At 57.4% G+C, this 12,999-nt stretch carries 14 protein-coding genes; 9 read left to right on the forward strand and 5 right to left on the reverse strand.

Annotated elements, in window-relative coordinates:
* The first annotated feature begins 90 nt into the window (after positions 1-90).
* Positions 91-1,224, forward strand: a complete 1,134-nt coding sequence (locus QMM04_RS01885; protein WP_282995529.1) for a PQQ-dependent sugar dehydrogenase — start codon at positions 91-93, stop codon at positions 1,222-1,224.
* On the opposite strand, the gene QMM04_RS01890 is transcribed toward QMM04_RS01885, so the two are convergent.
* Entirely contained in the window at positions 1,225-1,881 is a 657-nt protein-coding gene (locus QMM04_RS01890) for an HAD family hydrolase (protein WP_058769524.1), read from the reverse strand. It lies immediately after the preceding gene.
* 274 nt (positions 1,882-2,155) lie between these two features.
* Here QMM04_RS01890 and QMM04_RS01895 point away from each other — a divergent pair, with 274 nt between their 5' ends.
* Positions 2,156-3,361 (forward strand): serine hydrolase, encoded by a 1,206-nt coding sequence (locus tag QMM04_RS01895; RefSeq protein ID WP_282995530.1) that lies wholly within the window; start codon positions 2,156-2,158, stop codon positions 3,359-3,361.
* 48 nt (positions 3,362-3,409) lie between these two features.
* On the opposite strand, the gene ybjG is transcribed toward QMM04_RS01895, so the two are convergent.
* The 3 genes from ybjG to QMM04_RS01910 form a co-directional block, all read right to left on the reverse strand.
* Positions 3,410-4,015, reverse strand: a complete 606-nt coding sequence (ybjG, locus tag QMM04_RS01900; RefSeq protein ID WP_021508389.1) for an undecaprenyl-diphosphate phosphatase — start codon at positions 4,013-4,015, stop codon at positions 3,410-3,412.
* Positions 4,002-4,757: a phosphatase PAP2 family protein gene (locus QMM04_RS01905; RefSeq protein ID WP_104187014.1), complete on the reverse strand. Its 756-nt coding sequence runs from the start codon at positions 4,755-4,757 to the stop codon at positions 4,002-4,004. Before QMM04_RS01905 ends, ybjG begins: the two co-directional genes overlap by 14 nt.
* A gap of 201 nt (positions 4,758-4,958) precedes the next feature.
* A complete protein-coding gene (locus QMM04_RS01910; protein ID WP_021508387.1) occupies positions 4,959-6,647 on the reverse strand; it encodes an aspartate:alanine antiporter in 1,689 nt (562 codons plus the stop codon).
* A gap of 260 nt (positions 6,648-6,907) precedes the next feature.
* Between QMM04_RS01910 and ybjM the strand changes: the two genes are divergently transcribed.
* The gene (gene ybjM, locus QMM04_RS01915; RefSeq protein ID WP_021508386.1) at positions 6,908-7,279 is read left to right on the forward strand and encodes an inner membrane protein YbjM; all 372 of its coding nucleotides are present in this window, start codon (positions 6,908-6,910) and stop codon (positions 7,277-7,279) included.
* Positions 7,280-7,312: 33 nt separating this feature from the next.
* Here ybjM and QMM04_RS01920 read toward each other — a convergent pair whose 3' ends face one another.
* Positions 7,313-7,576: a GrxA family glutaredoxin gene (locus QMM04_RS01920; protein WP_010618314.1), complete on the reverse strand. Its 264-nt coding sequence runs from the start codon at positions 7,574-7,576 to the stop codon at positions 7,313-7,315.
* A gap of 208 nt (positions 7,577-7,784) precedes the next feature.
* On the opposite strand from QMM04_RS01920, the gene QMM04_RS01925 reads away from it, so the two are divergent.
* From QMM04_RS01925 to potG, 6 genes are all read left to right on the forward strand, one after another.
* A complete protein-coding gene (locus QMM04_RS01925; protein WP_059008991.1) occupies positions 7,785-8,036 on the forward strand; it encodes a DUF1418 family protein in 252 nt (83 codons plus the stop codon).
* A gap of 12 nt (positions 8,037-8,048) precedes the next feature.
* Positions 8,049-8,771 carry an oxygen-insensitive NADPH nitroreductase gene (gene nfsA, locus QMM04_RS01930; RefSeq protein ID WP_058757789.1) on the forward strand — a complete coding sequence of 241 codons (723 nt, stop codon included), beginning with the start codon at positions 8,049-8,051 and terminating at the stop codon, positions 8,769-8,771.
* A 17-nt stretch (positions 8,772-8,788) separates the two neighbouring features.
* Positions 8,789-9,691 carry a 30S ribosomal protein S6--L-glutamate ligase gene (gene rimK / locus QMM04_RS01935; RefSeq protein WP_282995531.1) on the forward strand — a complete coding sequence of 301 codons (903 nt, stop codon included), beginning with the start codon at positions 8,789-8,791 and terminating at the stop codon, positions 9,689-9,691.
* Between the two features lie 87 nt (positions 9,692-9,778).
* Positions 9,779-10,258, forward strand: coding sequence for a YbjN domain-containing protein (locus tag QMM04_RS01940; protein WP_039336361.1), 480 nt, complete (start codon positions 9,779-9,781; stop codon positions 10,256-10,258).
* A gap of 372 nt (positions 10,259-10,630) precedes the next feature.
* On the forward strand, positions 10,631-11,740 hold the full coding sequence (gene potF / locus QMM04_RS01945) for a spermidine/putrescine ABC transporter substrate-binding protein PotF (protein WP_021508381.1): 1,110 nt from the start codon (positions 10,631-10,633) through the stop codon (positions 11,738-11,740).
* Positions 11,741-11,859: 119 nt separating this feature from the next.
* Complete coding sequence (gene potG / locus QMM04_RS01950; RefSeq protein WP_021508380.1) at positions 11,860-12,993, forward strand: putrescine ABC transporter ATP-binding subunit PotG; 1,134 nt, start codon at positions 11,860-11,862, stop codon at positions 12,991-12,993.
* The last annotated feature ends 6 nt before the right edge of the window (positions 12,994-12,999 follow it).

Raw genomic sequence — 12,999 nt, forward strand, 5'->3', positions numbered from 1 at the left:
ACTGCGCCGGGCTTAATGTTTTGTAAATCCTGCACATCCTTTCTTACCGGCTGACTACCCTTAACGGCAGACTGTGAAAAGGAGAATCCTATGCGTTTATGGCGTGTTGCGCTGCTGGCTGGCGCGCTCAGCGGTTCCTTTACCGCGCTGGCGGCCGATGTCCAGGTGCAGGTGTTACAGGACAAGCTCGATCATCCGTGGTCAGTGGCGTTTCTGCCCGACCAGCAAACCCTGCTGATTACCGAACGTTCCGGACAGCTGCGCAGCTGGCAGCCGGGCCGGGGGCTATCGCAGCCGATTAGCGGCGTACCCAACGTGTGGGCCAACCGTCAGGGCGGTCTGCTGGATGTGGTGCTGGCGCCGGACTTCGCGCAAAGCCGTCGGGTGTGGCTCAGTTATACCACCGCCGATGAAACCGGCCGTGCGGGCGGCGTAGTGGGTTACGGCACGCTCAGCGCAGATCTCCGTCAGCTGCAGGATTTTAAGGTGGTGCTGGAGCAAACGCCGAAACTGTCCGGCGGTGCCAACATCGGCACGCGGCTGGCGTTTGATCGCCAGGGCTATCTGTACATCGCGTTCGGCGATAACTTTGCCAGCCGCAGCGCGCAGCAACTGGACAAACTGTCGGGCAAAATTGTCCGTCTGACGCAGGACGGCAAGGTGCCGGCGGATAATCCGTTTAACCATCGTCAGGGCGCACGCGCGGAGATCTGGTCTTACGGCGTACGCAACCCGCAGGGGCTGGCGCTCAATCCATGGACGCAGCAGATGTGGGAGAGTGAACACGGCCCGCGCGGCGGCGATGAGGTGAATCTGGCGGCGAAGGGCAAAAATTATGGCTGGCCGCTGGCGACATACGGCATTGATTACAGCGGGCAGAAAGTGCCGGAAGCGCAGGGCAGCGCCGTTGCCGGCACTGAGCAGCCGCTGTTTTACTGGCAGCAATCGCCGGCTATCAGCGGCATGGCGTTTTACAATAGCGCGCGCTTTCCCCAGTGGAAAAACTCGCTGTTTATCGGTGCGCTGAAAGATAAATCTCTGATCCGTCTGCGCGTTAACGGCGAGAAGGTCGAAGAGGCGCAGCGGCTGCTGAGCGACCGTGGCGAACGCATCCGCGATGTCCGTCAGGGGCCGGATGGTTATCTGTATGTGCTGACCGATGAGGCCAATGGCAAGCTGCTGAAAGTCGGGCTGGCGGAGGCCGCCAGCGCCGCGCGCGGTTAATCAGCGCACCCAGTTACACACCTGCCAGCCGCGCTGCTGCGCTTCCTGCTGCAGCAGCGCGTCCGGGTTAATCACCCATGCATGATCGGCATGCGACAGCAGCGGCAGATCGTTCATCGAATCGCTGTACGCCCAGGTGCGCTCAAAGCGTCGATCCTGCTGCAGCGCTCGCCAGTCGCTGAGTCGTGAAACTTTGCCTTCACGGTAAGTGGCGGTGCCGTAAATCTTACCGCTGTAGCGTTCATCGACCACTTCTACGCCAATCGCCAGCGCGCCGTGTACGCCCAGCCGTTCCGCAATCGGCACGGCGAGGTGATCGCCGCTGGCGGTAATAATCATTACCGTGTCGCCACGCTGCTGATGCCACTGAATGCGTTCGCGCGCGGCGGGAAAGACGCGCGGCAGGATATCGCGATGAATAAAGCGCCGCACCCAGCCTGCGACGGTGAGCGTCGCCATGCCGGTGAGCGGTGAGAGTGTGGTGCGCATGTACTCTTCAATCGACAGGCTGCCGGCGTGGTATTGCGCCATCAGCGCCTGCTCCTGACGAATGATCTCTTCCGGTGCAAACCCCTGCGAAACCAGCCAGCGCAGCCAGAGGCTGGTGCTGTCTTCACAAATCAGGGTTTCATCCAGATCGAAAACGGCTAAGTCCATCATGATTCTCCTCGGGCTGACTGGCATCAGGTTAGCGGAATTTTGTGACTGGCTTAACTGTTCTGCGAAAATTCGGAATTTCTCGCAATTTTTCCTCTGCCCTGACGCCCGCGCACTGGCAGCGCAGCGGCCTTGATGCCAGGGTTACTCTAACAAACTCTAAAAAACTTTACGGTTTGGCGGTTTTTTTCACCGGCGTGAACCGTTAGCGTTTGGTAAGACATGTCTTATCTGCACAAATCCGTGATTTTACAAGGACAATTGGGTCACGCTCATGAGAAAAACATCCCTGACTTCATTCTGGCGGCCACTGGCGGCCAGTTCATTATTATTGCTTTTCGTTCCCGTCACCACTCAGGCCGAGCAGGCACCTCCGCCACCGCAGATTGAGGCCAAAGCGTGGATTCTGATGGACTACAGCAGCGGCAAAGTGCTGGCAGAGTCCAATGCCGACCAGCGTCTTGATCCCGCCAGTCTGACCAAAATGATGACCAGCTACGTGGTCGGCCAGGCGCTGAAATCCGGCAAAATCACCAGTAACGACATGGTGACCATCGGCCAGGATGCCTGGGCCACCGGCAATCCGAAACTGCGCGGGTCGTCGCTGATGTTCCTCAAGCCGGGCGATCGCATCCCGGTCTCGGAACTGAATAAGGGCGTGGTGATCCAGTCGGGGAATGATGCCTGTATTGCGCTGGCGGACTATGTCGCCGGCAGTCAGGATGCCTTTATTGGCCTGATGAACAATTACGTTAAAGCCTTTGGCCTGCAAAACACCCACTTCATGACGGTGCACGGTCTGGACGCCGAAGGCCAGTACAGCACCGCACGCGACATGGCGATCATCGGCCAGCGCCTGATTGGTGATGTGCCGGAAGAGTATGCGCTGAACAGCGAAAAAGAATTTACCTTTAATAATATCAAACAGATGAACCGCAACCGGCTGCTGTGGAGCAGCAACCTCAAGGTTGACGGCATCAAAACCGGGCATACCTCGGGGGCGGGCAACAATCTGGTGGCTTCAGCGGTGGACGGCGATATGCGTCTGATTTCGGTGGTACTGGGCGCGCAGACCGATGCAATCCGCTTCCGCGAGAGTGAGAAGCTGCTGACGTGGGGCTTCCGTTTCTATGAAACCGTTACGCCGATTAAAGCGGATAAACCGTTTGCCCAGCAGCGCGTGTGGTTTGGCGAAAACAGCCAGGTCAGCCTCGGCGTGGCGAAGGATGCGGCGATCACTATCCCGAAAGGGCAGATGAAAAATATCAAGGCCAGCTTTACCCTCAACACACCGCAGCTGGAAGCGCCGCTGAAAAAGAATCAGGTAGTGGGTACTATCGATTTCCAGCTGGATGGCAAAACCATTGAACAGCGTCCGCTGGTGGCGATGGAGGATGTACCGGAAGCCGGCTTTATTGGCCGTATCTGGGATTTCATTATGATGAAATTCAACGGCTGGTTCGGTAAGTGGTTCAGTTAATCTCAGGGCGGCGGGTCAGCCCGTGGCTAACCCGCCTGCCGGCGCAGTTTATCCGCGCACCCAGCCTTTTTTAATCGGCATCGCGAACAGGGCGCGGTAGAGTTGATGCGTCAGCGCCAGCATGCGCTGACCGTACAGCTGCCACGCCAGATGCGAAGCCAGACAGCCAAGCAACCCCACCAGAAAACCGCCCAGCATATCCAGCGGCCAGTGCACGCCGAGATACACGCGTGACCAGGCAATGGCGCTGCCAATCGCCAGCAAAACCACCCCGGACCACAGACGGTGCCAGAAAATAAACGCCAGTGCGAAGGTAAAAATTGTGGTGCCGTGATCGCTGGGATAGGAGTCATCAGCGGCGTGTGACAGGAACTGATGACCGAAGCCAATGGCGAACGGGCGCGGGTGTGGCAGCAGCTGGCCCACGCACCAGGAGATGCTCAGCGCATAAATCAGCGCCATGCCGGTTTTCAGCACCAGCGCGCGCTGCGACTGCAGCTGATCGCGCGGTCCCCACAGCCACAGGGCGACAATCAGCAACGGTACAATAGCAATCACATCTTTGGCGATAAAGGTCGCCAGGCTGAGCAGCCACGCGGGTGAATCCGGCGTGGCGTTAATCCATAAAAAGAGGGTGTGGTTAAGAGCTTCCATCACGTTTCCTCGTCCTCGTCTTGTTTACCCAAAAAGAAATTGCGGCAAAAATCAGCAGCTGGCTGAGCCACACCCACCAGCCCGCCCACAAATTGTGGGAGAAAAAGTGCGCACCACGCATCACCTGGCCATAGCCCATCAGCAGGCCACAGGCGATACCCATTGCCTGCGCCAGCAGCGCGCGGCGTGGACGCTCCGGCCACCACAAAAAAAACAGCGCCATCAACGCAAAGCCGCTGGAAGCATGGCCGCCCGGAAAGCACTGGCCCGGGCCACTGTTGGCCGGCACCGCCGCCAGCAGCGGAAAGCTCGCGGCATTGCCACCGAACAGCGCCAGATCCCACGGACAGGAGTGCGCGCTGTGCGCCTTCAGCATGCCCACCACCAGCGGCCCCATGCCAAACAGCAGGGCCACCAGCACGCGCCGGGCGTCACGCTGTTGCAGGCCGCGCAGTAACAGCAGCACCGCGCCAGCGATAATCACATCCTTCATCAGCCGATGGTTAATCAGATCCAGCCAGCGGTTGTGTTGCCACGGAAAACGCCGGGTGAGCGGATCAAACCAGCGCTGGCTGATGGCGATGTCGAGGCTTTCGTGGCGCGACCACCACAGAAACGCCAGCGCCAGAATTGCCAGCAAAATAAGGTTGATAGCGTAGAAGCGCGCGGACAGAGAATAAATAGCCGCGCTCCGAATCTCACTGCGGGTTGTTGGAGTGTTTAACTTTGATGAAAGTTGCATGAATATTTGCAAATAGCGAAACCAGAGTCACAGGGTGGCAAATCACGCTTAGGGAAACCTTAAGGGCGCGCGCGGCAGGCATAAAAAAACCCGCTAGCAGAAGGCTAACGGGCTCCTCAATTTGGGGATTTCAAAGAAAAGCAGTGGCACTTATTCAGACTGCATCGCGTCCGATTAGTTCTGACGCGTGTAAAAATATTTTTAAACAGGCAAAAGCGGCCAGATGATGACGATCAGCGTCCCCGCCAGCGTCAGCAAGACGTTGGCAATGGCGTAGGTGCCGGCATAGCCGAGCGCCGGAATGCTGCTGCGCGCGGTATCGCTGATGATCTCCATGGCCGGTGCGCAGGTGCGCGCGCCCATGATGGCACCAAACAGCAGCGCGCGGTTCATGCGCAGCACATAAGCGCCGAACAGATAGCAAATCACCACCGGTAACAGACTCACCAGCAGGCCGCTCAGCAGCATCAGCGCGCCCGCACTGCCGAGACCGTGCTGCAGCCCGCTGCCGGCGCTCAGGCCAACCCCGGCCATAAACACCATCAGGCCAAACTCTTTCACCATGGTCAGTGCGCCCTGCGGGATGTAGCCGAACGTCGGGTGGTTGGCGCGCAGGAAGCCGAGCATGATGCCGGCGAACAGCAGCCCGGCGGCGTTGCCCAGGCCAAAGCTGAAGTTGCTGAACTGGAAGGTGATCATGCCGATCATCAGGCCGATGATAAAGAAGGCGCAGAACGCCAGCAGATCGGTCATCTGGCTGTGAATAGCAATGAAGCCGATGCGATCGGCCAGGCTTTTCACCCGGCGCGCTTCGCCGCTCACCTGCAGCACATCACCTTTGTTAAGCATAATGCTGTCGTCGATCGGCATCTCAATCTGGCTGCGAATTACCCGGTTAAGGAAGCAGCCGTGATCGGTCAGTTTTAAATGGCTCAGGCGTTTATTCACCGCGTTGTGGTTTTTCACCACGATCTCTTCGGTGACGATGCGCATGTCGAGCAGATCGCGATCGAACACCTCTTTACCATTACGGAAACTGGCGTCGAGACGCGCATGCGCATCCGGATAGCCCACCAGGGAAATCTCGTCGCCGAGCTGCAGCACGGCATCACCGTCCGGGCTGGCGAGAATGCCGTTACGCCGCAGGCGCTCAATGTAGCAGCCGGTCTGACGGTGAATCCCCAGCTCGCGCAGGTTTTTGCCGCCGCTCCACTCAACCAGCTCCGGACCAACGCGATAAGCACGAATTACCGGCAGGAACACTTTACGCTGGCTGTCCGCATCCAGACCGCGCTCGCGCGCGATTTGCTGGGCGCAGGTCGGCAAATCCTGATGCTGCAGGCGCGGCAGGTAGCGTGCGCCGAAAATCAGGCTGACCAGCCCAATCAGATAGGTGAGGGCGTAACCCAGGCTGAGGTTATCCTGCATGCGACCCAGCAGCTGCGTGTCGCTGATGCTTTGCCGCAGCGTATCGCCTGCGCCCACCAGCACCGGCGTTGAGGTCATCGAGCCGGCCAGCATGCCGGCGGTGAGGCCGATATCCCAGCCAAACAGTTTGCCGAGCGTCAGCGCAATCAGCAGAGCGCTGACCACCATGACGATTGCCAGAAAGAAATAGTTCTTACCGTCGCGGAAAAAGATGGAGAAAAAGTTGGGACCGGCTTCCACCCCGACACAAAAAATAAACAGCATAAAGCCCAGACTTAAGGCGTCAGTATTTATCGCGAAGTGTTGCTGACCCAGAATCAGCGAAACCACCAGCACACCAATAGAATTACCGAGTTGTACGGAGCCAAGGCGTAATTTACCCAGGCACAGGCCGAGGGCTAATACGACAAATAATAACAGAACGTCATTTCCGCTTAACAATTCTGCGACGTTAATATTCACGGTTTAACTTCTTATTTACCTGTAACGGGTTGATGGGAGGGGATTTTTTCGCTATCTTGTGACGGCAGCGCACGGCCCGGTCACCGAATGTTCTTAATCTGTGACCCACATAAAGCGGCGCCATTCTAATCATAATTAACACCCTCAGCTATCAGCAGTTTTCATTCCTTCTGCCTTCAGCTGTTTCTTTTTATTTCCACGTAAGCGCATCAGGGCAGTTAAAAGTTTCAATATTGTTAACGTCAAAGTTGAGGAGAGGTATGTTGCAGCGCAATAATCGCTGGCCAGCATCGGTTCTGGGCGTGATGCTTTATACGCTGGTGTTTATTTTTGCACATCATTTTTGGTCCGCCGCCGCGACGCAGGCGGTGCGTGGACAGCCGGAACTGCTGCTGTTTCTGCTGCCGGGCATCGTGATGGCGCTGCTGCAGCCGGACAGTCCGCTGATCGGCACCCTGTGGATCGCGCTGGGCGGGACGCTGCTGGGCATGATGTGGGTGTGGCTGGTGATGCCGATGACGCACAGCTTGCTGCTGGTGACGGCGTGGAGCCTGAGTGCTCTATTCTGGGCGGGGTGCGGTGCGCTGCTGGTGCGCCTGTTGCGCATTATGCTGGCGATGCGCACCAGCTGAGTGAAGCGAAGACGGGCCCGCAGGCCCGTCAGGTCAGGCTTCGATGCCGAGGTTTTCTTTGGTCCACGCAGCAAATTCGGTGTAACCACCGATGTGCTGGTCGTCGAGGAAGATCTGCGGCACGGTAGAAACCGGTTTACCGGCACGCGCTTCCAGGTCGGCTTTGGTGATGCCGGTCGCCTGGATATCGACGTACTGATAATTAAAATCGTCGCGCTCGCTGGTTAACTTCGTGGCTAACTCTTTTGCTCGTACGCAGTATGGGCAGCTGGAACGGCCAAAAATCACTGCAATCATTGCTTCTCTCCTTCCGCTGCTGTTTTGTGACTTGTCTCACATCACAGCGTGAATAATGCGTCACATCATGCCCGCCCATCCTGCTTAAGAAAAGCAGAAATTGCCTGTTACTCTAATGCGCGCTGTCTATACCCGGTCACAATGCCGTACTACAGTATTCGGGTATCACCTGCAGCAGAAACAGATGAACACTGAGGAGCCCTGAACCATGCGTAATCTGGCGACGTTGCCTAAACCCGTGCTACTGCTGGAAGCGCTGGGCGTGCTGGCAGTGATTGGCGCGCTGCTGCTGGTCAACGACTGGCTGGCGGCGCCGGCATTCATGGCGAAAAAACCGCTGGCAACGCTGCTGTTTTTCCTCGGCATTGCGCTGATGCTGCCGGCAGCGTGGCTGATGATGTGGCGCACCGCAAAGGCGATGGCACCGCAGTTGTTCAATCACACCGACAAAAAGAAGTAACCGGAGAGGATTATGACGCCGACTATTGATTTGCTTTGCAGCCACCGTTCCATTCGCGCCTTTACTGAGCAGGGGATTGATGACGCCCAGCGCAGCGCGATTATCGCTGCGGCGCAGGCGGCCTCGACCTCCAGTTTTTTACAATGTTCCTCCATTGTGCGTATCACCGACCGCGCCCTGCGCGAGCAGCTGGTGCAGCTCACAGGCGGCCAGCCATGGGTCAGCGCCGCAGCGGAGTTTTGGGTGTTCTGCGCCGACTTCAACCGCCACCAGCAAATCTGCCCTGAGGCTCAGCTGGGCCGAGCCGAACAGCTGCTGCTGGGTTGTGTCGATACCGCGCTGATGGCGCAGAACGCCATGGTCGCTGCGGAATCGCTCGGTTTAGGCGGCGTGTTTATTGGCGGCATTCGCAACAGCATCGCGCAGGTGACGGAGCTGCTGGGGCTGCCGAAGTTTGTGCTGCCGCTGTTTGGCTTCTGCATCGGCCATCCCGACGCGTCACCGGACGTCAAGCCGCGCATGCCGCAGGCGATGCTGGTGCATGAAAACCGCTACCAGCCGCTGGATAAAGCAGTGCTGGCGCAATATGACCAGCAGATCACCGCTTACTATCAGCAGCGCGACAGCAATCAGCGCTCGGAAACCTGGAGCGAACTGATTCAGCGTTTGATCATTAAAGAAACGCGACCGTTCATGCTGGACTACCTGCATCAGCAGGGCTGGGCAACGCGCTAAGTACAGGGACTGCTGCAATGAAGATGGCCATTCTCACCCGTGACGGCGCGCTCTATTCCTGTAAACGCCTGCGTGAAGCCGCGGAAGCGCGTGGCCATCAGGTGCAGATGATCGATCCGCTCTCCTGCTACATGAATATCAACTCCGACTCGCCGGCGGTGCACTATCGCGGTGAGGCGCTCGGCCATTTTGACGCGGTGATCCCGCGCATTGGCACCGCCACCACCTTTTACGGTACGGCGGTGCTGCGCCAGTTTGAGATGCTCGGCAGCTATCCGCTCAACGAGTCAGTGGCCATTACCCGCGCACGCGACAAGCTGCGCTCGCTGCAGCTGCTGGCGCGCGAGGGCATCGACATGCCGTTTACCGGCTTTGCCTCGTCGCCGGATGATACGCAGGATGTGATCGCCATGGTCGGCGGCGCGCCGCTGGTGGTGAAACTGGTGGAGGGGACGCAGGGGATCGGCGTGGTGCTGGCGGAAACCCGCCAGGCGGCAGAAAGCGTGATCGATGCGTTTCGCGGTCTCAATGCGCATATTCTGGTGCAGGAGTTCATTAAAGAGGCGCGCGGGCGCGACATCCGCTGCCTGGTGATTGGTGACGAAGTGGTGGCGGCGATTGAGCGGGAAGCGAAAGAGGGCGATTTCCGCTCTAATCTGCACCGTGGCGGCAGCGCCCGCGCCGTCACCATTACCGATCAGGAGCGCGAGATCGCGGTCAAAGCGGCCACGACGCTGGGATTAGCCGTGGCGGGCGTGGATATTCTGCGCGCCAACCGGGGTCCGCTGGTGATGGAGGTCAATGCTTCTCCAGGGCTGGAGGGCATCGAAGGCAGCACCGGTTTAGACATTGCCGCCATGATGATCCGCTGGATAGAGCAGCACGCCTGTCCCGGTTATCGTCCGAAAACCGGGGGCTGAACCGCGCTTTTGCGCGGTTTTCGTGGCATCTGCGACTATTTTTCCGTAAGCTAAGGCGCTTATTTATTCACCCCACAGGATACAACGATGGATTCACTGGTCGTTCCTGACATCGACATGCTGCGTCGCTGGCTGGATCAACAAAATATCACCTGGTTCGAATGCGATGCCTGCCAGGCACTGCATCTGCCGCACATGCAGAATTTTGACGGGGTGTTTGATGCAAAAATCGACCTGGTGGACGACGTCATCCTTTTCTCCGCACTGGCTGAAGTGAAGCCCACGGCGCTTATCCCGTTGGTTGGCGATTTGTCGCAAATCAACGCCAGTTCATTAACGGTGAAAGCCTTTATCGATATTCAGGACGATAATCTGCCCAAGCTGATTGTCTGCCAGTCCATCAGTACCACCGCTGGTTTGACCTTTGGCCAGTTCTCTCACTTTATGAAGCAGAGTGAAGAGGGGATTTCCATGGTGATTATGGAAGCCTTTGCCAACAATTTACTGATGATGGGCGAAGAAGAGGAACGTCAACCCAGTTCCGGCAGCCACGCGATGCTGCACTAAGATTTCCCGTCTCGCTAACTGCCGCTTTTTGCGGCAGTTTTCATTTTATCCCCACCACTTTTTATTCTGCATTTTGCCCTTTATTGCCAGATATTAGTCGTGCTTTATGCCGCTAGTGCCAGAGTGCATAGCAGAAACATGCATAACTTATCGCAAAAAGGCGTTTTTTAAGCTGGGATCTGGCACGCAGGAATCAGGGGGGCTATTCTTGCGGGGCTGTCTGATACGTGCAACTACGGCGCAGCTATAGGTTTTTGCTATTAAACTCCCGCTGAATATTGATTCATTGTGTGGCTGTAATTTAACAGACAACGCAACGACCGGATCGCGTGTATGCAGCGTTGTGATGACCCGCTCAGGAGGAAGAAAAACATGATCAACCAGTCAAAAAAATGGTTGCCAGGTGTGGTTGCAGGTGTGCTGATGGCTGCGGCCGTGGGCGCTCAGGCAGAGGATAAAACGCTGCACGTTTATAACTGGTCCGATTATATTTCGGCCGACACCGTGCCCAATTTTGAAAAGCAGACCGGCATCAAAGTGGTCTACGACGTGTTTGACTCCAACGAAGTGCTGGAAGGCAAACTGATGGCTGGCAGTACCGGCTATGACGTGGTGGTACCGTCGTCGAGCTTCCTCGCACGTCAGCTGCAGTCTGGTGTGTTCCAGGAGCTGGATAAGAGCAAGCTGCCTAACTATAAAAATCTCGATCCCGATCTGATGGCGAAAGTGGCCCAGCACGATCCGGGTAACAAATACGCCATTCCTTACCTGTGGGGCACCACCGGTATTGGCTATAACATCGATAAAGTCAAAGCGGCACTGGGCGCCGATGCGCCGGTGAACAGCTGGGATCTGGTGCTGAAGCCGGAAAACCTGGAAAAACTGAAGAGCTGCGGCGTTTCGTTCCTCGATGCGCCAGAAGAGATTTTTGCCACCGTGCTGAACTACCTCGGCAAAGATCCGAACAGCTCTGACGCGAAAGATTACACCGGTGCGGCGACCGATCTGCTGCTGAAGCTGCGGCCGAATATCCGCTACTTCCACTCTTCGCAGTACATCAATGACCTCGCCAACGGCAACATCTGCGTCGCCATCGGCTGGTCTGGCGATATTCTGCAGGCAAAAGATCGCGCGGTGAAAGCCAACAACGGTGTCCATCTCGGTTACAGCGTACCGAAAGAGGGCGCGCTGGCATTCTTCGACATGATGGCCATTCCAAAAGACGCGAAAAATCTGGATGCGGCTTATCAGTGGCTGAACTACATCATGGATCCGAAAGTGATTGCCGACGTCTCCAACAAGATGAACTACGCCAACGGCAACAAAGCGTCGCTGCCGCTGATCAATGCGGATGTGCGCAACAATCCGGGTATCTTCCCGACGCCGGAAGCGATGGCCAAACTGTTTGTGCTCAAGGTCCAGGATCCGAAACTGGATCGTGCGCGTACCCGTGCATGGACTAAAGTAAAAAGTGGTAAGTAATTCGTTCTGAACGGATTCCCTTATCGGTAAACGACAACAGAGGCGCGGTGCTGGCCTCTGTTGTGTCATTTAGCGGCTGGCTGTGCCGCGCTATCCCGCTTAGCGCCGGAGACATGTGAGTGAACGACGCGATTCCCCGCCCCCAAAATAAAACGGCTAAGGCGTTAACGCCGCTGCTGGAAATCCGCAACCTGACGAAATCGTTTGACGGCCAGCACGCCGTGGATGATGTCAGCCTGACCATTTACAAAGGCGAAATTTTCGCACTGCTGGGCGCTTCCGGCTGTGGCAAGTCCACGCTGCTGCGGATGCTGGCCGGCTTTGAAATTCCCAGCAGCGGTCAGATTGTGCTGGATGGTCAGGATCTGTCCCATGTGCCGCCGTATCAGCGGCCCATTAACATGATGTTCCAGTCGTACGCGCTGTTTCCGCACATGACGGTGGAACAGAACATCGCTTTTGGCCTGAAGCAGGACAAACTGCCGAAAGGCGAAATCAGCAGCCGGGTGGCAGAGATGCTGGCGCTGGTGCATATGGAAGAGTACGCCAAACGTAAGCCGCACCAGCTTTCTGGCGGCCAGCGTCAGCGCGTGGCGCTGGCGCGTAGCCTGGCGAAACGTCCCAAGCTTCTGCTGCTCGACGAACCGATGGGCGCGCTGGATAAAAAACTGCGTGACCGCATGCAGCACGAAGTGGTGGATATTCTGGAGCGTGTAGGCGCTACCTGCGTGATGGTGACCCACGATCAGGAAGAAGCCATGACCATGGCGGGCCGCATCGCCATCATGAACCGCGGTAAATTTGTGCAGATCGGCGAGCCGGAAGAGATTTACGAGCACCCGACCAGCCGCTACAGCGCCGAATTCATCGGCTCGGTGAATGTGTTTGATGGCCTGCTGCGCGAACGCCGCGACGAGGGCGTGGTGATCGACAGTCCGGGGCTGATGCATCCGCTCAAGGTGCAGACCGATGTGTCGATTGTCGACAACGTGCCGGTGCACGTGGCGCTGCGGCCGGAAAAAGTCATGCTGTGCGACGAGGTGCCGGCCGACGGCTGCAACTTTGCCGTCGGCGAAGTGGTGCACATCGCCTATCTCGGCGATCTGTCGATTTACCACGTACGGCTGCGCAGCGGCCAGATGATCAGCGCCCAGCTGCAGAATGCGCATCGCTACCGGAAAGGCGCGCCCACCTGGGGCGATGAAGTGCGCCTGTGCTGGGATGCCGACAGCTGTGTGGTCCTGACGGTTTAAGGAGGC

It is taken from the genome of Pantoea sp. Pa-EAmG, assembly GCF_030024295.1.
In the GTDB taxonomy this organism is placed as follows: Bacteria; Pseudomonadota; Gammaproteobacteria; order Enterobacterales; family Enterobacteriaceae; genus Pantoea; species Pantoea dispersa.